General features: G+C 62.8%; 23 protein-coding genes. 10 read left to right on the forward strand and 13 right to left on the reverse strand.

All coding sequences use genetic code 11. The features are described from left to right. Positions 1-98: 98 nt before the first annotated feature. Complete coding sequence (locus V3W39_RS05025) at positions 99-1,004, reverse strand: LysR family transcriptional regulator (protein ID WP_177044972.1); 906 nt, start codon at positions 1,002-1,004, stop codon at positions 99-101. Between the two features lie 104 nt (positions 1,005-1,108). Here V3W39_RS05025 and V3W39_RS05030 point away from each other — a divergent pair, with 104 nt between their 5' ends. Together V3W39_RS05030 and V3W39_RS05035 are read left to right on the forward strand one after the other, a co-directional pair. After that, entirely contained in the window at positions 1,109-1,981 is an 873-nt protein-coding gene (locus tag V3W39_RS05030) for an MBL fold metallo-hydrolase (RefSeq protein ID WP_177044974.1), read from the forward strand. A gap of 34 nt (positions 1,982-2,015) precedes the next feature. Then, positions 2,016-2,630, forward strand: coding sequence for an NAD(P)-dependent oxidoreductase (locus V3W39_RS05035; RefSeq protein WP_177044976.1), 615 nt, complete (start codon positions 2,016-2,018; stop codon positions 2,628-2,630). 116 nt (positions 2,631-2,746) lie between these two features. Here the strand turns inward: V3W39_RS05035 and V3W39_RS05040 are convergent, their stop codons facing one another. Beyond that, positions 2,747-3,625: a LysR substrate-binding domain-containing protein gene (locus V3W39_RS05040; protein WP_330212287.1), complete on the reverse strand. Its 879-nt coding sequence runs from the start codon at positions 3,623-3,625 to the stop codon at positions 2,747-2,749. A gap of 111 nt (positions 3,626-3,736) precedes the next feature. On the opposite strand from V3W39_RS05040, the gene V3W39_RS05045 reads away from it, so the two are divergent. The 4 genes from V3W39_RS05045 (at position 3,737) to V3W39_RS05060 (ending at position 9,334) form a co-directional block, all read left to right on the forward strand. Beyond that, a complete protein-coding gene (locus tag V3W39_RS05045) occupies positions 3,737-5,362 on the forward strand; it encodes a 5-guanidino-2-oxopentanoate decarboxylase (RefSeq protein WP_330212288.1) in 1,626 nt (541 codons plus the stop codon). Beyond that, positions 5,359-6,801 (forward strand): aldehyde dehydrogenase family protein, encoded by a 1,443-nt coding sequence (locus V3W39_RS05050; RefSeq protein WP_330212289.1) that lies wholly within the window; start codon positions 5,359-5,361, stop codon positions 6,799-6,801. The genes V3W39_RS05045 and V3W39_RS05050 overlap by 4 nt, the downstream gene beginning before the upstream one ends. Before the next feature lie 272 nt (positions 6,802-7,073). Further along, entirely contained in the window at positions 7,074-8,261 is a 1,188-nt protein-coding gene (locus tag V3W39_RS05055) for a cyanate transporter (protein ID WP_330212290.1), read from the forward strand. Between the two features lie 137 nt (positions 8,262-8,398). Then, positions 8,399-9,334 carry a LysR family transcriptional regulator gene (locus tag V3W39_RS05060; RefSeq protein WP_177044986.1) on the forward strand — a complete coding sequence of 312 codons (936 nt, stop codon included), beginning with the start codon at positions 8,399-8,401 and terminating at the stop codon, positions 9,332-9,334. Positions 9,335-9,381: 47 nt separating this feature from the next. On the opposite strand, the gene V3W39_RS05065 is transcribed toward V3W39_RS05060, so the two are convergent. From V3W39_RS05065 to V3W39_RS05075, 3 genes are all read right to left on the reverse strand, one after another. Then, the gene (locus tag V3W39_RS05065; protein ID WP_177044988.1) at positions 9,382-9,744 is read right to left on the reverse strand and encodes a 5-carboxymethyl-2-hydroxymuconate Delta-isomerase; all 363 of its coding nucleotides are present in this window, start codon (positions 9,742-9,744) and stop codon (positions 9,382-9,384) included. A gap of 70 nt (positions 9,745-9,814) precedes the next feature. Continuing rightward, positions 9,815-11,002: a low temperature requirement protein A gene (locus tag V3W39_RS05070; protein ID WP_177044990.1), complete on the reverse strand. Its 1,188-nt coding sequence runs from the start codon at positions 11,000-11,002 to the stop codon at positions 9,815-9,817. Between the two features lie 25 nt (positions 11,003-11,027). Continuing rightward, entirely contained in the window at positions 11,028-11,963 is a 936-nt protein-coding gene (locus tag V3W39_RS05075; RefSeq protein ID WP_177121677.1) for a LysR substrate-binding domain-containing protein, read from the reverse strand. 130 nt (positions 11,964-12,093) lie between these two features. On the opposite strand from V3W39_RS05075, the gene V3W39_RS05080 reads away from it, so the two are divergent. After that, positions 12,094-12,270, forward strand: coding sequence for a hypothetical protein (locus V3W39_RS05080; protein WP_162835185.1), 177 nt, complete (start codon positions 12,094-12,096; stop codon positions 12,268-12,270). Here the strand turns inward: V3W39_RS05080 and V3W39_RS05085 are convergent. The 6 genes from V3W39_RS05085 to V3W39_RS05110 all read right to left on the reverse strand — a co-directional run bounded on the left by V3W39_RS05085 (position 12,225) and on the right by V3W39_RS05110 (position 18,479). Next, the gene (locus V3W39_RS05085) at positions 12,225-13,550 is read right to left on the reverse strand and encodes an MFS transporter (protein ID WP_177079527.1); all 1,326 of its coding nucleotides are present in this window, start codon (positions 13,548-13,550) and stop codon (positions 12,225-12,227) included. The genes V3W39_RS05080 and V3W39_RS05085 overlap by 46 nt on opposite strands. A gap of 59 nt (positions 13,551-13,609) precedes the next feature. Then, a complete protein-coding gene (locus tag V3W39_RS05090) occupies positions 13,610-14,932 on the reverse strand; it encodes an MFS transporter (RefSeq protein ID WP_177044996.1) in 1,323 nt (440 codons plus the stop codon). A 75-nt stretch (positions 14,933-15,007) separates the two neighbouring features. Next, positions 15,008-15,886 carry an SMP-30/gluconolactonase/LRE family protein gene (locus V3W39_RS05095; RefSeq protein WP_330212291.1) on the reverse strand — a complete coding sequence of 293 codons (879 nt, stop codon included), beginning with the start codon at positions 15,884-15,886 and terminating at the stop codon, positions 15,008-15,010. 69 nt (positions 15,887-15,955) lie between these two features. Beyond that, positions 15,956-16,888 carry a 3-keto-5-aminohexanoate cleavage protein gene (locus tag V3W39_RS05100; protein ID WP_088422860.1) on the reverse strand — a complete coding sequence of 311 codons (933 nt, stop codon included), beginning with the start codon at positions 16,886-16,888 and terminating at the stop codon, positions 15,956-15,958. Between the two features lie 83 nt (positions 16,889-16,971). Further along, entirely contained in the window at positions 16,972-17,760 is a 789-nt protein-coding gene (locus tag V3W39_RS05105) for an SDR family oxidoreductase (RefSeq protein ID WP_010176559.1), read from the reverse strand. After that, positions 17,757-18,479, reverse strand: a complete 723-nt coding sequence (locus V3W39_RS05110; RefSeq protein WP_003211913.1) for a GntR family transcriptional regulator — start codon at positions 18,477-18,479, stop codon at positions 17,757-17,759. Before V3W39_RS05110 ends, V3W39_RS05105 begins: the two co-directional genes overlap by 4 nt. A 134-nt stretch (positions 18,480-18,613) precedes the next feature. Between V3W39_RS05110 and V3W39_RS05115 the strand changes: the two genes are divergently transcribed. Next, positions 18,614-19,003, forward strand: coding sequence for a VOC family protein (locus V3W39_RS05115; RefSeq protein ID WP_177045000.1), 390 nt, complete (start codon positions 18,614-18,616; stop codon positions 19,001-19,003). Between the two features lie 170 nt (positions 19,004-19,173). Here the strand turns inward: V3W39_RS05115 and V3W39_RS05120 are convergent, their stop codons facing one another. After that, positions 19,174-19,320, reverse strand: coding sequence for a hypothetical protein (locus V3W39_RS05120; RefSeq protein WP_330212292.1), 147 nt, complete (start codon positions 19,318-19,320; stop codon positions 19,174-19,176). Positions 19,321-19,518: 198 nt separating this feature from the next. On the opposite strand from V3W39_RS05120, the gene V3W39_RS05125 reads away from it, so the two are divergent. Together V3W39_RS05125 and V3W39_RS05130 are read left to right on the forward strand one after the other, a co-directional pair. Continuing rightward, positions 19,519-20,811 (forward strand): MFS transporter, encoded by a 1,293-nt coding sequence (locus tag V3W39_RS05125; protein WP_177113903.1) that lies wholly within the window; start codon positions 19,519-19,521, stop codon positions 20,809-20,811. Positions 20,812-20,822: 11 nt separating this feature from the next. After that, a complete protein-coding gene (locus V3W39_RS05130; protein WP_330212293.1) occupies positions 20,823-21,581 on the forward strand; it encodes a substrate-binding domain-containing protein in 759 nt (252 codons plus the stop codon). On the opposite strand, the gene V3W39_RS05135 is transcribed toward V3W39_RS05130, so the two are convergent. Then, positions 21,573-22,475 (reverse strand): LysR family transcriptional regulator, encoded by a 903-nt coding sequence (locus tag V3W39_RS05135; RefSeq protein WP_029616148.1) that lies wholly within the window; start codon positions 22,473-22,475, stop codon positions 21,573-21,575. The genes V3W39_RS05130 and V3W39_RS05135 overlap by 9 nt on opposite strands. Positions 22,476-22,521 lie beyond the last annotated feature (46 nt).

Genomic DNA, 22,521 nt, shown 5'->3' on the forward strand with positions numbered 1-22,521 from the left:
TGCTGACCTCTGATCGGATCAAGAAGGTGCTTGTATAAGCATAGGTCAGCGTGGGCATGTCGCCATTATCGGGCGCCATTCAATCTGTTTATGTCGGCTCAGAGACCGACGTCCCATTCGGGCTCTTCCGGAAACCTCAGCACCAGGAAATCCAGCAGGCTGCGCAGCGCCGCCGGCATGTGCTTGCGCGAGGCGTACACCGCATAGATGTTCATCTGCTGCGGCTCGGCCTCGGGCAGCAGGCGGATCAGCTCGCCACTGCGGATGTAGTCGCCGGCCTGATAACTCGGCAGCCGCGACACCCCCGCCCCCGCCAGCGTCACCCGCAACAAGGTACTCGCCTCGTTGGCGCTGATATTGCCCTGCACCGGCACCGACACCGGCTCGCCGTTTTCCACGAAATGCCACAGGCTTTTGCCGAAGTAGGAATGGGTCAGGCAGTTGTGCCGGGCCAGGTCCTGCACGCGCCGGGGTTGCGGGTGCTCGTGCAGATAGGCGGGCGATGCACAGATCACCGAACGGCACAGCGTGAGCCGGCGGGCGATCAGGTTCGGGTCCAGTTCATAGCTGGTGCGGATCGCCAGGTCGATGCGTTCATCCACCAGGTTCACCGTGCGGTCGAGCATCTGCATGTCGATACTGACCAACGGGTAGCGCTTGACGTATTCGGCGATGGCATCGGCCAACTGGGCCTGGCCAAACGAGGTGCTGACACTCAGGCGCAGCAGGCCGCGGGGCGCTTCGTCGGGCTCGCTGACGGCGGCCTGCATGTCGCTGCACAATTCCAGCATCTGCCGGCAACGGGGCAAGGTTTCGCTGCCGGCGGCGGTCAGGCTGAGCTTGCGGGTGGTGCGGTGCATCAGCCGCGCGCCGACCCAGTCCTCCAGCTCTGCCAGATAGCGCGACACCACCGGCCGCGACAGGTCCAGGTGGTCGGCCGCCGCTGACTGGCTGCCCAGGTCCACCACAGCCACGAACACGCGCATTGCTTGAAGACGATCCATGATTTGCCCGCTTTCAGAAACAAACTATGTCCCAGCATCGCATTTTTTGTAGCGTTTGGTGCAACTAAGCTCTGTCCACACCTTAGCGATGACTGGAGCTGCACATGTTTGGATTCTCCCCGCTCAAGCGCGTGGCCCTGGCCGCCGCTACCCTGGCCTTTACCGCCCACGCCGCGGCTGCCGACTTGACCCTGGACGCCTACAACCCGGGCGAAACCGCGATGATGCCGGTCACTTCGGTACTGGTCAGCGGCGACAAGGACGCGATCCTGGTGGACGCCCAGTTCGGCAACACCCAGGCCGAACAACTGGTGCAGAAAATCCGCGCCAGCGGCAAGCGCCTGACCACCATCTACATCAGCCACGGCGACCCGGACTACTACTTCGGCCTCGACACCCTGACCGCCGCCTTCCCCCAGGCCAAGGTCGTGGCACCGCAGCCGGTGGTGGACCATATCAAGGCCACCGTTGAGCACAAACTGGCGTTCTGGGGCCCGAAACTGGGGGCCGACAAACCTGCCAAAGCCGTCATCCCCCAAGTGCTTGAGGGCCACAGCCTGACCCTCGAAGGCAAGCAGTTGGAAGTGATCGGTCTCGACGGCGCGCAACCGGACCGCACCTTTGTGTGGATCCCGTCGATCAAGGCGGTGGTGGGTGGTGTGGTCGTCTCCGAGAACATTCATGTGTGGATGGCCGATACCCAGACCGCCAAATCCCACACCGATTGGCTGGCAACGCTACAACGTATTCAGGATCTGAAACCGCGCACCGTGATTCCGGGCCACTACCTGGGCACGCCGTCGCTCACATCCGTGGCGTTCACCGCCGACTACATCAAGGCGTTTGACGAAGAAACCGCCAAGGCCAAGGACTCTGCCGCGCTGATCAGCGCAATGAAAAAACGTTACCCGACCCTGGGCGACGCAAGCACCCTGGAACTGGGCGCCAAAGTCGCCAAGGGCGAAATGCAGTGGTGAGTTGATTCAACCCTTAACCGTACTGGAGAACGTCATGAGCAAGATCGCAATCATTGGTGCCACCGGTCGTGCCGGTAGCCAACTGCTGGAAGAAGCCTTGCGCCGCGGGCATACCGTGACCGCCATCGCCCGCAATACCGACAAGATCGGCGTACGCCCCGGCGTCACCGCCAAGCAAGTGGACGCGCTGGATGCCGAGGCGCTGGAACAGGCCATTCGCGGCAACGACGTGGTGATCAGTGCGGCGCACTTCGCCACGCTGCCGGCAGACGCGGTGATCAATCCGGTGAAAAAGGCCGGTGTGAAACGCCTGCTGGTCGTGGGTGGTGCCGGTTCGCTGCTGTTGTCGGGCGGTAGCCGGGTGATCGACAGCCCCGGCTTCCCCGAGGAATACAAAACCGAAGCCAGCGCCGGCAGCGTGTTCCTCGACACCCTGCGCCAGGAAAAAGACCTGGACTGGACCTTCCTTTCGCCCTCGGCGGAATTCACCGAAACCGCCCGCACCGGCAAATTCCGCCTGGGCCAGGATGAGTTGCTGGTGAGCGAGGAAGGCCGCAGCTGGATCAGCTTTGCCGACTTTGCAATTGCGCTGATTGATGAAGTGGAAACACCGAAGCATTCGCGCCAGCGGTTTACGGTCGGATACTAAAACACACTGCAGAACCCGTGTGGGAGCTGGCTTGCCTGCGATAGCGGAGGTTCAGCAATACAGATGCTGGCTGATGCACCGCCATCGCAGGCAAGCCAGCTCCCACATTTTGATCTTCATTGTGGCGGCTGTTGCGCTTGGCTGACCAACCAATTCATCAGCGCTTCCAACCCCGCCGAGGGCTCCGTCCCCGGCGGGTACACCAGGTAATAACCCATCCCCGTCGGCACCCGCAGTTCAAACGGCGTCGCCAGCCGCCCCGCCTTGAGATCTTCGCCAATCAGCGCGCTGTCGCCAATCGCCACGCCGGACCCCTGGGACGCCACCGTCATCGCCAGGTCCAGCGTTTCAAAATGATGCCCCTGAGCCAGATTGCTCAAACGCGTATCCGCCGCCTTCAACCACAACGCCCAATCCCGTTCATCCCGCGTGGGGTGCAACAGCACCTGTTGCTGCAAATCCGCTGGCGTGTGCAAACCACCGAGCAACGCCAGTGCGCACACCGGCGTCAGGCGCTCATCAAACAGGTGCCGTGCCTCGCACGACTGCTCGGCAATCGGTGCATAGATCACCGCTGCATCGAACTGCTCACGGCGAAAATCAACGGTGTAGGCCACGGTAGTCGTGAGTTCCACCGGCACGTCCGGGCGTTCCTGCTGCCACTGCATCAGCCGTGGCAACAGCCAGCGCATCACGCAGGTGGAGGCCTTGAGCTGCAAGGTTTCGCGGCGGGTGCCGATCTGCTCCACCGCCTCACCGATCAAACCAAATACCTGCTGCACCCGCAGCGACCATTCGCGGCCCTCCTCCGTCAGGCTCAAACCCCGGGCCTGGCGCTGGAACAGCGCATAACCCAGGTGACTTTCCAGCCCGGCAATCTGCCGGCTCACCGCGCCCTGGGTGATGTGCAATTGCTCGGCGGCACGGGTGAAGTTGCAGCACTGGGCCGTGACCCAAAAGGTGTGCAAGGCGGGCAACGGCGGTAGGCGTTTCATAAGGGCGCAGCCATGACGTGAGGACATGGCTAGTATGACTTTTTATCGATTGTTGCCGCTACGGGCCAGCCGTTCCAATACCGGCCTTTATCAACAATAAGAGCGACGACAATGGCGACCTGCGGCGAAGTATTGGTCAACCTGCTGGAAGGCTACGGCGTGGACCAAGTGTTCGGTATCCCCGGCGTGCACACCGTGGAACTCTATCGGGGCCTGGCGCGCTCCAGCATCCGCCATGTCACCCCGCGCCACGAACAGGGCGCCGGCTTCATGGCCGACGGCTATGCGCGCACCAGCGGCAAACCCGGTGTGTGTTTCATCATCACCGGCCCCGGCATGACCAATATCACCACCGCCATGGGCCAGGCCTACGCCGACTCGATCCCGATGCTGGTGATTTCCAGCGTGCAGTCCCGCAGCCAGCTGGGCGGCGGGCGCGGCAAGCTCCACGAGTTGCCGAACCAGGGCGCGATGATCGCGGGCGTGGCGGCGTTCTCCCACACCTTGATGTCGGCGGCCGAGTTGCCCGGTGTGCTGGCCCGGGCGTTTGCACTGTTCCAGGCCGGGCGACCGCGCCCGGTACACATCGAGATCCCGCTGGATGTGCTGGTGGAAAACGCCGATGCGTTGCTCGGCAGCGAGCCGGTCAGCGTGTCCCGCGCCGGTGCTGCGCCGTCGGCGGTCAAGCAGATGAGCCGGTTGCTGGCGGCCGCCAAACGCCCGCTGATTCTCGCCGGTGGCGGTGCCATCGACGCCGCGCCCGAGCTGACGCAATTGGCCGAAACCCTCGGTGCCCCGGTCGCCCTGACCATCAACGCCAAGGGCATGCTGGCCTCCCACCATCCGCTGCTGATCGGCTCGACCCAAACCCTGGTCGCCACCCGCTCCCTGGTGGCCGAGGCCGACGTAGTGCTGGCGATCGGCACCGAGTTGGCAGAGACCGACTACGACGTGACCTTCGCCGGCGGCTTCGAAATTCCCGGTGCCCTGCTGCGCATCGACATCGATTCCGACCAGACCGTACGCAATTACCCACCGCAAGTCGCGCTGGTGGCTGACGCGCAAATCGCTGCCCAGGCATTGCTCGCCGAACTGGGCAACACGCCCTTGGCCGCCCGCGACAGCGGCTGGGGCACCCACCGCGTCGCCCGCCTGTGGAGCGAACTGGAACCGACCTGGGACGCCGCCACCCGTGCGCAAACCCTGTTCCTCAACACCATACTGGAAGAGCTGCCCGACGCCGTACTGGTGGGCGACTCCACCCAACCGGTGTACACCGGCAACCTGACCCTGAACCTCGACCAGCCGCGCCGCTGGTTCAACTCCTCCACCGGCTACGGCACCCTCGGCTACGCCTTGCCGGCGGCCATCGGCGCATGGCTGGGGCGTGGCAACGGTGCGCCGGTGGTGTGCCTGATCGGCGACGGCGGCCTGCAATTCACCCTGCCGGAACTGGCCAGCGCCGTGGAAGCACGCACCCCGGTGATCGTGCTGCTGTGGAATAACCAGGGCTATGAAGAGATCAAGAAATACATGGTCAACCGCGCCATCGAGCCGGTGGGCGTCGACATCTACACCCCGGACTTTATCGGCGTGGCCAAGGCCCTTGGCGCGGCCGCACAGCGCATCCAGGGTGTCGAAGAATTGCGCAGCGCATTGCGTGCTGCCACTGATCGCCAGGGGCCGACGCTGATTGAAATCGACCAGGGGCTTTGGATGAAGGAGGTGGCGGTATGAGCACGGTAGTGAACGGGCTGTACATCAATGGCGTGTGGCGTGCGGGCCATGACGTGCTGGACGTGATCAACCCGGCGACCGAGGCCACGTTGGCCCAGGTGAATGTGGGTGATGCCGGAGCAGTGACCGAGGCCGTAGGTGCCGCCAGCGCGGCCTTCCCGGGCTGGTCCAAAAGCACCGGCCATGATCGCGCCGCACTGCTGCGCAAAATCGCCGAGGGCGTCAGCACCCATCGCGAACACCTGATGCACCTGCAATCGAGCAACAACGGCAAGCCGCTGTTCGAGGCCGGGATTGATGTGGATGACGTGATCGCCACCTTCACCTATTACGCCGGTTTGGCCGACGACATGGACGCCACCCAGGATCGTTCGGTGGCACTGCCCACTGAGGATTTCAGCGCCCGTGTACGCCGTGAACCGTGCGGCGTGGTGGGCCTGATCGTGCCGTGGAATTTCCCGATGGTGACCACCGCCTGGAAGCTCGCCCCGGCGCTGGCTGCCGGCTGCTGCGTGGTGCTCAAGCCTTCGGAAGTCACGCCGCTGGCGGAACTGGAACTGGCCAGGATCATCGCCTCGGAGGGGTTGCCTGCCGGCGTGTTCAACGTGGTCTGCGGCACGGGCCTGGCGGTGGGCGCGCCACTGGCGGCGGACCCGCGAGTAGCAAAAATCTCCTTCACCGGCAGCAATGCCGTGGGTGTGCAGGTGATGCAGCGCGCCGCCGAAACGGTCAAGGGCGTGAGCCTGGAGTTGGGCGGCAAATCTTCCTTGTTGGTGCTGGCGGACGCCGACCTCGACCTGGCCGTGGAGCTGGCCTGTGGCGGTGGTTTCTTCAACGCCGGGCAGATGTGTTCCGCCACCAGCCGGGTGTTGGTGGCGGACGAGTTGGCGGACGAGTTCCTGACCCGTTTGCAGGCCAGGGCCGAGAGTATTCACGTGGCGGACCCGTTTGCCGACGACGTCGAAATGGGCGCGCTGGTCAACCGTGCGCAGTACCAGCGGGTGCTGGGGCATATCGAACGTGGCGTGCAAGCCGGTGCGAAATTGCTGTGTGGCGGCGCACGCCCGGCGGACTTGCCTCACGGTTACTTCATTCGCCCGACGGTGTTTACCGAAGTGCCGCTGGACAGCGCGTTGTGGAACGAAGAAATCTTCGGCCCGGTGCTGTGTGTGCGCAGTTTTGCCAATGAAGCCGAGGCGGTGGCGCTGGCCAATGACAGCGAGTTCGGCCTGGTGGCCAGTGTGCTGAGCAGCGACCTGGAAGCGGCTGAACGGGTGGCCAATGCGTTGCAGGTGGGCCTGGTGTGGATCAACGCGCCGCAGGTGATCTTCCCACAGACGGCGTGGGGGGGTTACAAGCAGAGCAGCATTGGCCGGGAACTGGGGCCGTGGGGGTTGCAGGCGTTTCAGGAGATCAAGCATGTGATTCGGGCGGTCTGAAACCATCAGACAATACAGTCCCTGTGGCGAGGGAGCTTTTGTGGCGAGGGAGCTTGCTCCCGCTGGAGTGCGAAGCGCTCCCAAAATTCTTGGGGCCGCTACGCAGCCCAGCGGGAGCAAGCTCCCTCGCCACAGCAAGCTCCCTCTCCACAGCAAGCTCCCTCGCCACAACAACCCCGCCCGCATTTTTTCAATAGCCCCAACGACTTTCTCATTTGCCCCCCTCCCCCACGCCCGGCCTAATACTGCCCTTGTCAGCTTAAGGCCCGCCCATGGAAAACGTCCGCGCAAAACCCGCCACCGCCGTTTGGCTGATGATCAGCGTGGTGCTGGTCGCCCTCAACCTGCGCCCGTCGATGGCCGCCGTCGGTCCGTTGTTGTCGTCAATTCGCGCTGATGTGCCGTTGAGTTTCAGCACCGCCTCCCTGCTGACCATGTTGCCGGTCATGGCCATGGGCCTGGCGATGTTTTTTGGCATGGGTGCGGCCAAGCGCTTCGGCGAGCATCGCAGCATTGTGCTGTCGCTGGTGGTGATCGGCCTGGCCACCGTGTCACGCTTGTTTCTCGACTCGGCGGCTGAGCTGATCCTCAGCGCCATCGCCGCCGGCATCGGGATCGCGATGATCCAGGCGTTGATGCCCGCGTTGATCAAGTCGCGCTTCAGCGACAACGTTTCCCTGTTCATGGGCCTGTACGTCACCGCGATCATGGGCGGCGCGGCCCTCGCCGCTTCGTTCTCGCCGTTTGTCCAGGTGCACACCGGCAGTTGGCGCATCGGCCTGGCAGTCTGGGCGGGGCTGGCCGTATTGGCGCAGGTGTTCTGGTACGCCCAACGCTCGGTGTTGCCGCCTCTGCCCCAAGCCGGTACCGGCCCGCAGGAGTCGTTCTTCGGCAATCGCCGGGCGTGGTTGCTGGCGCTGTTTTTCGGCCTCGGCACGGCGTCCTACACCTGTGTGCTGGCCTGGCTCGCGCCGTACTACGTGGAACTGGGCTGGAGCGAACAGAATGCCGGCCTGTTGCTGGGCTTTTTGACCGCCATGGAAGTGGTCTCCGGCCTGGTCACCCCGGCCATCGCCAACCGTCGCCAGGACAAGCGCGGCGTGGTCGCGGTGCTGCTGGTGCTGATCATCGCCGGCTTCTGCGGCCTGATCCTGAGCCCGCAACACCTGAGCCTGCTGTGGCCATGCCTGCTGGGCCTGGGGATTGGCGGGTTGTTTCCGATGAGCCTGATCCTGTCCCTCGACCACCTGGACAACCCCCGCCGCGCCGGCGGCCTGACGGCCTTTGTGCAGGGCATCGGCTACCTGATCGCCGGTTTGTCGCCGCTGATCGCCGGGATGATCCGCGACCAACTGGGCAGCTTCGAATGGGCCTGGTGGTCACTGACGGCGGTCGTGGTGGTGATGCTGCTGATCGTACTGCGCTTCGACCCACGGCATTACGCGCGGCATATTCGCTGAGGTCGTGTTGTAAACATTATTTGTCCCACCTCAAACAGAGAAAGGTCCGACAGAGCTTTCTATTGGCACGAACGTTCCGTTAACATTTTGTATTGTCTTGTACCGAGCTCGGTACAAACGATTTGCGGACGGAATGGATGCTAAACAGCAACTTGCTTAGAAAGCTCGATATGCAGGACCTGATGGTGTTTGTCGCTGTTTACGATCAAAGCAGCGTCACCGAGGTCTCTGAAACCCTGTTCGTCAGCCAGTCCACCGTGAGCTACAGCCTGAAGAAGCTGCGCACCAGCTTCGAAGATGAGCTGTTTATCAACACCCGGGCGGGCATGCGTCCTACGTACAAAGCCACGAGCATGTACGGCCATGTGCAGAAAATCCTCGAGAGCATCAACCTGTGCCACGCCGGCAGCCAGGCTTTCGACCCCACCCAGAAGGCCGTGGCCTTCAACGTCTGCGCCCCTGAATATTTCGAACAGTTGATCCTGCCGCGGCTGCTGAAAACCTTCGACCACGCCGACCTGCCGGTGATCGTCAATGTGCACAAGCTGGAAACCGACATTCCGGCCGACGCCTTGCGCGACGGTCGCCTGGACCTGGTGATCTGCTTCGGCCCGCATTTTCATCGGGCCCACAAGGACTTCAAGACCCAGATGCTGCTGGAAGATGACCTGGTGTGCGTCTTCGACAAACACTCGGCCCCCCGGGAGCCGGCGTTCAGCCTGCAATCCTTCGTCGAGCGGCGCCACGTGTTCCCCACGCCCTGGAGTTCGGACACCAACATGATCGACGGCTGGCTGGCGCGCCAGTCCCGCAAGCGCCAGGTGATCGCCCGGGCCAACAGCTACAGTGCGGCGCTGAAGATGATCACCGGCACCGACTTTATCGTCACCCTGCCCCGTCGGGTGCAGAAGCTGCTGGCGGACCAAACGCTGTTCGGCCATTGCGATGCGCCGAACGGGTTGCCGGGGTTTACCCTGGATATGCAATGGAATGAACACAGCGAGCAGGACAGCGCCAACACGTGGTTCAGGGAGCAGGTGGTGAAGGTGTGTGCGGATCAGGGGTTGCTATAACCCCCTGTGGTGAGGGAGCAAGCTCCCTCACCACAGAGTATTGCCCGTCAGCCGATGGTGACTTTGCTGTAGGACTCGCGATCCATGTCCACCAGCAACACACTGAGCTGCACCTGCAAGTCCGCAGGCCAGTCGCCCAAATCCTGCAGCGCCGCCAACAGGCTCTCCGACAACTGCTTCTTGACCTGCGGCGATCGCCCGCTGAGCAATGACAGTTTCACCGCGATAAACGCCCGCGGGCTCAAGGAAGTGCCGACCTGGAACGTCTCGACCTTCTGCGCCCGACTTTTGATATCGAACTCGGAACCGAACTGCCCGGACGCCATCAGCACGTTGTTGAGCCGCAACAGGGTTTTCTCAACGGCCAGCTCTGTGAGGTTGGCGGTGTATTCCAGATGCAGGTGCGGCATGAAAGGCTCCGAGTTGTTGTAGGAAAAGAGTCATACATATAGCACGGTGCCGCGCAGAATCAGACCGCTTTCAATGTGAAACTTCGGTCACGCTGCGCAACGCACGATTTTCCCAAATGGCCACCACCACCAACACGGCCGACGTCAGTGCGCCCAGCACCAGCGCCGAAAACATCTGCTGCAAGCCCAGCGGCAACAACACCAGTAACAGCAACAACCCGCCCAGGTGCGAGAGCGGTGGCAATGGCCGGTCGCTCATCACCCACTTGAACAACGCACTGCCCAGCAGGAACAACCACGGGCCGGCGATGATCGCCACCACGCCCGCCTGGCTGGCGTGCCCCGGGTGCACCAGCACCAGTTCATCGGCCACCGCACTGACAATGATCCCGGCCACGATCAACACATGCAGGTAGGTGTAGGCGATCCGCGCCTGGCGTCCCGGGTCGGCGGAGCTGGCGATGCGGTGGTGGGCGCGCTCGGCGCCGCTGTCGAAATAGATCCACCACAGGGCAATGCTGCCCACCACCGCCACCAGGAACGCCGCCAGGCCTTCCCCGCTCCAGGGCAATTCGGCGAAGGTGGCGCCGGTCACCAGCAACGACTCACCGAGAGCAATGATCACAAACAGGCCGCAGCGCTCAGCCATGTGGTTGCCTTCCACATTCCAGTCCGAAAGCGTCGAGCCCCCAAGCCCCGGCACCCAGAAATACACCGACGGCGAAATCAGCTCGATCAACAGCGCCAGGGCCCAGAAGGCCAAACGCTGCTCGCCCTCAAGCAGCGCGCCGGTGATCCAGAACACCCCGGAAAACAGCATCCACGCCAGGATCCGCTGGAAATTGCGGGTCATGTTCAGCGACTCGCCACGCACCGCCCACAACGCAAACAGAGTGCGCCCGGCCTGCATGAATACGTAGGCGCCGGCGAACAACAGGCCACGGTCGGTAAACGCCTTGGGAATCGACGAAGACAACAGCAGGCCCGCCACCATCAAGCCGAACAGGCCGATGCGGATCGGGATTTTTTCCGGGTCGAGCCAGTTGGTGACCCACGAGGTGAAGATCCACACCCACCACACCGCCACCATCATCAGCGCCACCTGCACCGCGCCGCCGATGGACAAGTGCGCAAGCAGCGAATGGGACAACTGGGTCACGGCGAACACGAACACCAGGTCGAAAAACAGCTCGACCATGCCAACCTTGCCGCTGTCATGACTGCCGCGACCACGCAGCAAGGAACGGGATGGGGTCATGCCTGGATCTCCCTGAAGGTTTATCTCAAGATTTTGGTGCAACCACCGCCAACATGTCCCGCTCACTCATGAACGCCTCCAGCCGCGAGCGCATCCAGCGTTCCGCCGGGTCGGTGTCGACGTGGCTGAGCCAGACCATCGACAAGTCCAGGGTCGGGGTTTCGAACGGGAACGGCTCACAGAACAGATTCCCGCCGGCGGCCATGGCCTGGGCAGTGTAGTCCGGCAGGCTGGCGATCATGTCGGTGCCGGCGAGCAACGCCGGCAGCGCGCTGTATTGCGGCACCGACAGCACCACATGGCGCTTGCGACCGATCTCCGCCAGCCACTCATCGGCAAACCCGGACACATTGGCAGTGTGGGACACCAGCACATGGGGCCGTGCGCAATATTCGTCGAGGGTCAGGGGGTTGTCCGAGGCGTCCGCCCGCAGCAGGCACGGGCGGATATGCCGCAATAACTTGCGCTTGGCATTGGCCGGCAGGCCGCGGGTCTGGGTGATACCGACGGTGATATCACCGGAGGCCAGCAGGTCCGGGATTCGCCAGTAATCCACATGCTGCACCACGAACACCACCTGCGGCGCTTCCTGGCGCAAAGCGCGCAGCAGCGGCGGCAGCAGGCCGAACTCGACGTCGTCGGACAGGCCGATGCGAAAGGTCATGGTGCTGATGGACGGGTCGAAATCGTGGGTCAGGCTCAGGGCCGACGACAAGGAATCGAGGGCCGGCGACAGGTGCTTGATGATCTCCTCGGCCCGCGCCGTGGGTTCCATGCGATGGCCGACGCGAATGAACAGCGGGTCATTGAACAGCGTGCGCAGGCGGTTGAGGGCGGAACTGATGGTGGGCTGGCCGAGAAACAGCTTCTCGGCCACCCGAGTCACATTGCGTTCGAGCATCAAGGTTTCAAAGACGACCATCAGGTTGATGTCGGCCTTGCGTAATTCATTGCGATTCATCGGCGCTCGCCCCACTGCCCTGGATAGGAGGCAGTTTAGGAACACCCGGGGCCCTGCGTCTATGCGCACACTGTTCAACGCGGGCCTTTGAGACTATAAAACAGCTTCCGAGGCTTGCGAGAACACCATCGTGCTGGTCATTTCTGCCTTGAGCGTCCTGGTTGCCGGGATTTTGCTCTGGGCCATCAAATTCATCGCTCACCCCACCGCCAGGACTTTGTTGCGGGTTTTCGTCGGTTTATGCCTGGCGGCAGTCGTCGCTTACCTGGTGCTGGCTTCGGGGTTTCCCACCTCATTGCTGGTGTGATCGGCCTCCTGGCCCTGGCGCAAACGCAGTGCGGCCAAGGCGGCCACCACCAGCACCACGGCAATCACTTTCAAGCCGTTCATGGCATTGCCGGTGCTCATCTCGATTGCGCCCATCACCGACGGCCCGACAAACCCGCCGAGCAATCCGCAGGCATTGACGAAGCCCAGCCCGCCCGCCAGCGCCACGCCTTTGAGGCGCGAAGCCGGGTACAGAAAGATGATCGACTGCACCACAAAGAACATCACCGCCGACACACAGAAACCCAACAGGCTGAACACCGGCCCGGACACCGAGGCAATGCCCAGCCCCGCCGCCATGGTCAGCAGGCCGGTAATCAACAGCCGCCGGGCACGGGTGGGTGTGGTCGCAAACCGCGGCAGCAACACCGCCCCCGCCGCCGCGGCAATCCACGGCAATGAGGTCAGCAGGCCGACGCTCATGGTGCTCAGTTCACCGTATTTGCTGATGATGCTCGGCAGGAAAAAGATCACGGTGTAGATGGTGATCTGATGGCAAAAATACACAAAGATCGCCAGCAGGATCTGCGGGGTCAGCCAGTTTTTCAGCGAATGCCCGCCCTCGCCCGCGCCCTCTTCGGTCTCCATCGCGATGCGCTGTTCAATCCCGCGCGCCTCTTCGGCCGAGAGCCACGGCGCCTTGCTCGGACGGTCCGGCAGCTTGCGCCACACCACCCAGGCAAACGCCACGGCTGGCAAGCCTTCGAGCAGGAACATCCACTGCCAGCCGTGCCAGCCGAGCATCCCGTCCATGCGCATCAACGCCGCGCCCACCGGGCCGCCGATGATGTTGGCAAAACACACGCCCAGCAGGAAATACCCGGTGGCCCGCGCCCGCTGCTCGCGGTTGAACCAGTAGGTGAGGTACAGCATCACCCCGGGAAACAGGCCGGCTTCGGCAATGCCCAGCAGCAGGCGCAGGACATAGAACGAGGTCTCGCCCTGAACGAACGCCATGGCCGCCGAAATCAGGCCCCAGGTCACCATGATCCGGGCGATCCAGAAGCGCGCGCCGACCTTGTGCATGATCAGGTTGCTGGGGATTTCCGACAGTGCATAGGTCAGGAAAAACAGCCCCGCGCCCAGGCCATAGGCCGCAGCGGAAATCCCCAGGTCAACGTCCAGGTGATGCTTGGCCAGGGCAATGTTGGTGCGGTCCAGGAAGCTCAGCACGTAGGCGATGATCAGCAAGGGCATCAGCTTGACGAACATCAGTTTGTTCAACGCCTGTGGCTCACGGGCGGTAGTGGCAGTCTTCATCGGGCAAGTCCTCTTGGCGCCCCGCCAGCACCCTGGCTGGGGGACGCATCGGTGTTGTTCTAGGGTTCGAGTTGCGCAACCAGCGCCGGCGGGCGATGGGAAAACAGTTGCAGCAGCGCCCCGCCCAGGGCACAGCCGGCCATCACGAAGAAGCACACCGTGTAGCCGTGCAAGGTGGTCCAGCCGCCGCCCATGGCAATCAGGCTGCCCATCAGCACCGGCGCCAGGCCGCCGCCGATGAACATCGCGGTGGTGATGATGCCGTTGGCAGTGGAGGTCGCCGATGGCTCGGCCGAGTCGCAGGCCACCGCGTAGTAGATCGGCCACACCGCGTTGGCCACCAGGCCGAACAGCAGCTGCACGACGATGATCAGGGTCAGGGTGTTGGCGAAGTAAAACGCGCCGACACTGGCGGCCATCCACACCCCGCAGATGATCAGGGTGACACGCCGGCCAATGATGTCCGACAGCGATGGCCACACCAGTTGCCCGAGAATTCCGGTGAGGGTGAACACCACGCTCATCCCCGCCGACTCCGCCAGGGACAGCCCGGCAATGTTGTACAGGTAGGCCGGCAGCACGATGTTGACGCCCATGTACACCACCTGGGTCAGCATCGTATTGCCTGCCGTCAGGGCGATATTGCGGTTGCGCAAGGTGGCGATAAACGTGCGCCAGGCGTGGCCCTTCACTTGGCTGGCCGGCGCGTTGTCCGGCGGGGTCATGCCCTTGGCGGCGATGTCGACGTACAGCGCGGTGATGCGTTCGGCGGTGGAGTATCGCGCCCAGAAAATCATCAACGGTAACGCCACCACAAACGCGAAGAAAAACACGTAGCGCCAGTTGTCCTCACCAAAGGTGCTGATGACAAAACTGGCGACGATGCCACTGAGCATGGCGCCAATCGGGTAACCCGTGTGGTGCGCGCCCAGGGCAAAACCGCGGCGCTCCACCGGCCACCACTCGGCGGTGTTGCTCACGCCCACCGGCTCGCCCCAGCCTGCACCAAGGTTGACGCCCACCCGCAGCGCAATAAAGGTTGCGAGGTTGCCGCTCAGGGCCTTGAACCCGGAGAGAAACGAAATCGCGGTGTAGCCCAGCACCAGCGGCACCTGGAACCGCGCGCGCTTCCAGCCACCGCCGTAACGGTCGCTCCACATCGATCCGGGAATATCCAGCAGGGCCAGGGCGAGCATGATCACCGTGGCCATGGTGCCCCACTGATCGGCCGACAAATCGAAGTGCTTGGAAATGGTCGGCCCCAGGCGCAGCACGATCTCACGGTCGTAGGCGTTGAGGATCCAGATCATCCAGCACACCAGCAGCGACACCCAGGAGTGCCGGTGAATGCTGCGCAGCGAGGCTTTTTTCAAGATTGCCATGGGTTTCTCCAGGCGCGCGAGGGCGCGCACTGACACAAGGTTGCGGAAGGAAAGTGCCTTGTTGAAAAAAACGCGCTAGCTGGCGAACCGTCGCTCGGCTATTCCTTGCACGCCTAGCCCGGTGATCGCAAAAAGCGCCCCGCGCTGCTGACCGTCGGCCGGGAAACGCGGCAACGGCGGCTTGGCCATGGAAGTCACGAACAGGGTGCCCAGGTTCGGCCCGCCAAAGGTCAGGCTGGTGACCTTTTTCACCGGCATCTGGATGATCCGGTCGACCTGGCCATCGGGTGTGTAGCGCACCAGTTGCCCGGCGTAGACCAGCGCCTGCCACAGGCAGCCTTCGGCATCCACGGTGCAGCCGTCGGCGGCGCCACCGCCACGGGTGTCGACCTTGGCGAAGGTGCGTCGATTGCTCACCGCGCCCGTCGCCAGGTCGTAGTCATAGGCCCAGATCTCGCCCGACCAGGTGTCGCAGAAGTAGAAGGTGTCGCCCGCCGGACTCCAGCACGGGCCGTTGGACACGATGATGCCTTCGTCCAGGGTGTGCAGGCTCAGGTCCGCGTCCAGCCGGTAGAGCTTGGCGCTGGCGCTGTCTTCGAGAGTGTCCATGGAGCCGAAGACAAAGCGGCCCTGGCGGTCGACCTTGCCGTCGTTGAGGCGGTTGTTGGGCAGCGCGGGTTCCGGGTCGATCACCAGGGCCAGTTCGCCGCTGCTGAGGTCGAGGGTGTGCACGCCGTTTTGCAGGGCGACGATGGCATGCTCGCCACTGTGACGCAGGGCCATGGAGCCGATTTTCTGGCCCACGTCCCAGGCGCGCAGCTCGCGACCGTCATCGGTGCAGCGCAGGATCCGGCCGTCGGCGCTGTCGATCCAGTACAACCGTTGTTGCAGGGTGTCCCACACCGGGCCTTCGCCCAGGGTGGTCTTGACGTCGACAAGCACTTCGATACGCATGGTGTTATCCCCTTTTTTGTTGTTGTGCGGGATGGGCATGGCCGCGCCGTGACGCGGCCGGTTTATCACTTAGAAGTTGACCTGGTCGCGCCCCTTGAGCCCGAGGATTTCCCGCGCTTCATCCGGCGTGGCAACCCGGTGGCCGAGGGCTTCGATCACCGTGCGAATTCGCCGTACCTGGTCGGCGTTGGACGCGGCCAGTTTGCCCGGGCCATCCCACAGCGAATCCTCCAGGCCGACCCGGGCGTTGCTGCCCATGGACAGGCCCATGGTGGCCAGCGGAATCTGCCCACGGCCGGCGCCGAGGATCGACCACACGTAGTCGTCGCCAAACAGCCGGTCGGCGGTGCGACGCATGTGCGCCAAATCTTCCGGGTGGCCGCCGATGCCGCCGCGCAAACCGAATACCGACTGGATAAACAGCGGCGGCTTGAGCAGGCCGCGTTCCAGGAAATGGGCGGCGGTGTACAGGTGGCCGATGTCGTAGCACTCGATTTCGAAACGCGTGCGGTTCTCGGCGCAGGAATTGAGGATGTGGGTAATGTCGCGGAAGGTGTTGCGAAAGATCCGGTCGTCGCTTTCTTCCAGGTACGGGCGCTCCCAGTCGTGCTTGAACTCGGTAAAGCGGTTGAGCATTTCGTACAGGCCGAAGTTCATCGAGCCCATGTTCAGCGAGGCCAGTTCCGGCTTGAACTGCATTACCGGTTGCAGGCGTTCTTCGACGCCCATGGTCGGTGCGCCACCGGTGGTGATGTTGATCACCACGTCGCTGGCGGCCTTGATGTGCGGCAGGAATTCGGCGAACAGCGCGGGGTCCTGGCTGGGACGGCCATCGATGGGATCACGGGCATGCAGGTGAACAATCGCGGCGCCGGCTTCGGCGGCACCGATGGCGGCGTCGGCAATTTCCTGCGCGGTGATCGGCAAATGCGGCGACATCGACGGCGTATGGATGGCACCGGTGACGGCGCAGGTGATGATGACAGGACGTTTTTTGGACATGACGATTCTCCGACTTTTATTCTTATGAAAAAAAATCCCGGGTGCTGCGTGTGTGTTCTTCCTTGGCGGACTGCTGGCGCGGCCTACAGGTACTCGACGTTACCGTCGACACTGATCGCTTGGCCGGTGACATTGCGGGCGGCGGGCGAACAGAGAAACAAGGCCATGGCCGCGACGTCTTCGGCGGTGACCATGCGCTTGAGAGAGATCTTGTTGAGGTATTCCTGGCGCATCTCGGCTTCCGGTACGCCGACCTGTTCGGCACGGGCGCGAATCACGCCGTCCATGCGCGGGCCTTCGACGATGCCGGGCAGCAAGGCGTTGACGCGGATGTCGCTTTCGCCCAGCTCCGAGGCCAGGGATTTCATCAGGCCGACGATGGCCCACTTGGTCGCGGCATACGGCGTGCGCCAGGCGTAGCCGAGACGCCCGGCAACCGAGGCGATATGCAGCAGATGGCCGTGGGACGATTCCTTGAGCATCGGCACTGCGTGGTGGGCAAAGCGGTATTGCGCCGTGAGGTTGATATTGATCGTGGCTTGCCACTCGGCGTCGCTGATGGCATCGATGCCACCGGTGGGCCCGGCAATCCCGGCGTTGTTGACCAATACATCCAGCCCGCCGAACTGCTCGCGCTGCACCTGGAACACCGCCTCGATCTGCGCGGCATCACTCACGTCGGCACGGGTGGCGACAGTGCCCGGGTACTTGTCGCGAAACGCCGCCAGGGCCGGTTCGCTGACATCACACACATGCACCTTGGCACCCGCCTCCAGATAGGCCGCGGCCAACACTTCACCGATACCGGCAGCCCCGCCGGAAATCAACACACGTAACCCAGGATAGGGCTGCAGCCGTTGTAGAACACTCATGCACGTTTACCTCCTGAAACAGACGACCGCGAACGGTCGTTCTTGACGAGCAGGCGCGCCAGGGAATCGGCGGCCTGCATGATGTCATCGGTCACCGCAGCGCGGGCGCCGGCGCCATCGCGGGCGGCCAGGGCTTCGACGATGCGCGTATGCGCCTCCATCGAACGCTGCAAGTGAGCTTTATCGGGAGCGACCAGGGCAAAACACGGGCCCATGTGCAGCCAGAAGTTTTCCACGGCGGCCATGGTCAACTCGGCCTGGGCGACGGCATAGATCCGACGGTGAAAGGCGAAGTTGGTCCACAGGTAGCGGGAAACGTCGACTTCGTCGGCGGCCTGTTGCATCTGCTGGCAGAGGTCGGAGATTTCGTCGAGGTCGGCCTTTTCCAGGAGCAGCACGGCCTTTTCCGCGAGCAAACCTTCCAGGGCGACCCGCGCATCGCGAATCTCCCGCAGGCGTTCGACCGTCATCATGCGGACCCGCAGACGAGAGGTTTCGGTGACTTCAAAGGCGTTTTCGGCGCTCAGGCGCTGGAGGGCTTCGCGCACCGGCATGGGGCTGGAGCCGAGGGCTTCGGCGAGGCCGCGGATGGTGAGTTTCTGGCCGGGCTGGAAACGACCACTCATCAAGGCTTCGCGGATCTGGCGATAGACCTGGTCTTGCAAGGTATCGCGGGACACCTGGCGCAAGGTGGGAAGGAGAAGCGGGCCATCTGTCATGAGTCAAAACCTGTGTTGTCGTTCTTATGGCTCCAATATGTGATCACAAATCAAATATGTCAAATAGTTTCCCGTTGACCGTGAGTGCGACGCTGACTTAAATGGCCTCTCTCTCAAGCAAGGACCGCTGAACCATGAAATTTGCCTACACCATCGTCTACGTCCCGGACGTCGCCGCATCGCTGCAATTTTTCGAAAAAGCCTTCGGCTTCAGTCGCCGTTTCCTGCATGAATCGGGGACGTATGGCGAGTTGGATACGGGCGGTACTACCCTCTCCTTCGCGGCGCATGAGTTGGTCGAGATGAATTTCGAGGGCGGGCACGTGGAGGCGCATGCTTCACAGCAACCGCTGGGGATGGAGCTGGGGTTTGTGACTGAGGATGTGCCAAAGGCCCACGCCAGAGCGCTGGCGGAGGGTGCGACAGAACTCTCGACGCCGAGCACCAAGCCTTGGGGGCAGGTTGTTTCTTACGTGCGATGCCCGGATGGCACGCTGGTGGAGTTGTGTACGCCGATTCAGTGAATCGTAATGTGGCGAGGGAGCTTGCTGTGGCGAGGGAGCTTGCTCCCGCTGGAGTGCGTAGCGCTCCCGCTTTTTTTGGGGCCGCTGCGCAGCCCAGCGGGAGCAAGCTCCCTCGCCACAGCAAGCTCCATCCCCACAGCGAGCTCCCTCGCCACAGTGAAATGTAGGGCTCAAGGCCTGAGCGGGCGCTCCTGATCGCGCTCGGACAGCTCCGTGCCATCGTCCGGATGCTTCCAGGTCTGCGGCTTTTCTTCCTCATGAAGCTTTCTGGCCCGCTCCCGCTCCAACTCCTCGCGCTGCTTCTGCTCGTTACTCATACCCACCTCCCATCCGTAAGATTTGGACACACTGGGCAAGCATAGATGAGGGAGCGGTTTTGTGTAGCTCAGCCAATTGATAACCAAGACGCATCAATGCATGTAAACAACTCACTTATCATTTCGAAATGTGTCAGCCACTATCCGCGGTCTTAAGCGAAACAAGCACTTTAAAAAGAACGCTGGAGACACAAAAAAATGCAAACCCCTTCACGGCCTGACTCTGCCCGCTCCAAAGTCGGCGCGGTCTTTCGCGTCACCTCCGGCAACTTTCTCGAACAGTTCGACTTCTTTCTGTTCGGCTTCTATGCCACCTATATCGCTGCCGCCTTCTTCCCTGCTGCCAATGAATTTGCGTCATTAATGATGACCTTCGCCGTGTTCGGCGCAGGCTTTTTGATGCGTCCGCTGGGGGCCATCATCCTCGGCGCGTACATCGATGATGTGGGCCGTCGCAAAGGCTTGATCGTGACCCTGGCGATCATGGCCAGCGGCACGCTGCTGATCGTGCTGGTGCCGGGCTATCACACCATCGGTTTGTGGGCACCGCTGCTGGTGCTGATGGGCCGTCTGTTGCAAGGCTTCTCGGCCGGCGCGGAACTGGGCGGCGTGTCGGTGTACCTGGCCGAAATGGCCACCCCGGGCCGCAAGGGTTTCTACACCAGCTGGCAATCGGGCAGCCAGCAGATCTCCATCGTGGTCGCTGCCGCCCTGGGTTATGGCCTGAACCAGTGGATGGAACCGGCCGTAGTTGCCGATTGGGGCTGGCGCATTCCGTTCGCCATCGGCTGCGTGATCATCCCGTTCATCTTCGTGCTGCGTCGTAACCTGCAGGAAACCGAAGAGTTCGCCAACCGCAAGCACCGCCCAACCATGCGCGAAGTGTTGGCCACCCTGGTGACGAACTGGACCGTGGTGATCGGCGGCATGATGATGGTGGCGATGACCACCACCGCCTTCTACCTGATCACCGTCTACGCGCCGACCTTCGGCAAAACCGTACTCAACCTGACCACCTCCGACGCCCTGCTGGTGACCTTGCTGGTGGCCGTGTCGAACTTCATCTGGCTGCCCATCGGCGGCACCCTGAGTGACCGTTTTGGCCGCAAGCCGGTACTGGTCGCGATGACCGTTCTGACCGTGCTGACCGCCTACCCGGCCCTTTCCTACGTGGTCAATGCACCCAGCTTCGCGCACATGCTGGAAACCCTGCTGTGGTTCTCCTTCCTCTACGGCATGTATAACGGCGCGATGATCCCGGCCCTGACCGAAATCATGCCGGTGGAAGTGCGCGTGGCCGGTTTCTCCCTGGCCTACAGCCTGGCGACCGCGATCTTCGGCGGTTTTACCCCGGCGATTTCCACCTGGTTTATCCATGTGACTGAAGACAAGGCATCCCCGGCCTACTGGCTGATGTTTGCCGCGCTGTGCGCCTTGTGCTCGACCCTGGCGCTGTATCGCAGCGCCAAAGCCCGCACGCAACTCGCCTGAGGATCATGCCGATGAAAGTCCTGATGAAAACCCTGGCGGCGCTGGCGCTCGGTTCACTGGCAATGGCCGCACACGCGGAACAGCTGAAGGTGATGACCTCCGGCGGTTTCACCGCGGCGTATAAATTGCTGGGCCCGCAATACACCACCCAGAGCGGCGACACCCTCGACACCATTCTCGGCCCGTCGATGGGCAAGGCGCCGGAAGCGATTCCCAACCGTCTGGCCCGTGGCGAACACGCCGACGTGGTGATCATGGTCGGCTACGCCCTGGATGAGCTGATCAAGCAAGGCAAGGTCGACAAGGCGTCCCGCGTTGAGCTGGCGGATTCACGCATCGGCCTGGTGGTCAAGGAAGGCGCGGCCAAGCCCTCGATTGCCACCGATGCCGAACTGAAGGCGGTACTGACCAAGGCCAAATCCGTGGCGTATTCCGACAGTGCCAGCGGCGTCTACGTCGAGAAGGAACTGTTCAAGAAGCTCGGCATGCCGTCCAAGGGCACCATGATCGAACGCATCCCGGTGGCCTCTCAGGTGGCCAAGGGTGATTACGAAGTGGGCTTGCAGCAGGTCTCCGAACTGCTGCCGATCCCGGGCGTGACCTACGTCGGAAAGATCCCTGAAGACGTGCAGTCCGTCACCCGTTTTGCCGCAGGCATTCCGGTGAACGCCGAACACCCCGAGCAGGCGAAAAAGCTCCTGCAATTCCTCGCCTCGCCCCAGGCGCAACCGGTGGTGCAATCCACCGGCCTGGACTCGGTTTCACACTGACCGAAACGGCATCTCCCGCGTCAACCGCTCCAGTTCCAGTGCCGCCGGCGTCAACGTACGCCCGCGGCGCTTGATCAACCCAACGTTGCGCACCACCTCCGGCTCCACCAACGGCACACTCATCAGAATCGGGTGCTCGCCGGCCGGCATCGCAATCGACGGCACCATCGCCACCCCGAGTCCCGCCTCCACCAGCCCGATCATCGTGGTCACGTGATGGGTTTCGCAGATACTTTGCTTCTTCACCCGCACCCCGCGCAGGGCCTGGTCCAGCAAAAAGCGATTGCCCGAGGTCTTGTCCACGGTGATGTAGTCGTGCTCGTAGGCCTCGGCCCACGTCACACTGGCCCGGTCCGCCAATGGATGCTCCCGGCGACAGGCCAGCACATAGCGCTCTTGCAGCAACAGCTCGAACTCCACCCCGTCTGCCAGGCTGCCGCTGAAACTCACGCCGAAATCCGCCTCACCACTTTCCACCGCCGCACACACCTCGCCGGCACTCGCGTCCAACACCCGCAGGCGAATCTTCGGATAGAGCTTGTGGAATTCGGAGATCACGTGGGGCATGAAGTAGTACGCGGTGGACGGCACACAGGCGATGGTGACATTGCCCATACGGGTTGAGGCCACGTTGCTGATGCCCATCAGGGCGATGTCCAGGTCGTCGAGCATGCGCTCGACTTGCGGCAGGAACGCACGGCCGACCATGGTCAGGCTGACCCGGCGGGTGGTGCGTTCGAAGAGTTTGACGTCCAGGGCGGACTCGAGCTTTTCAATGCGCCGGCTGAGGGCCGGCTGGGAGATACGGATGGCTTCGGCCGCCGCACGGAAACTGCCCTTGTCTACCACGGCGCGGAAGGCTTGGAGGTCGTTGAGGTCGAAGTTGATGATCATCGAGTGGGCCGTTGTCTGGTCGCGGGTGACATCATTATGGGGGACA

This window comes from Pseudomonas sp. Z18(2022) (assembly GCF_036346535.1).
In the GTDB taxonomy this organism is placed as follows: Bacteria; Pseudomonadota; Gammaproteobacteria; order Pseudomonadales; family Pseudomonadaceae; genus Aquipseudomonas; species Aquipseudomonas yamanorum_A.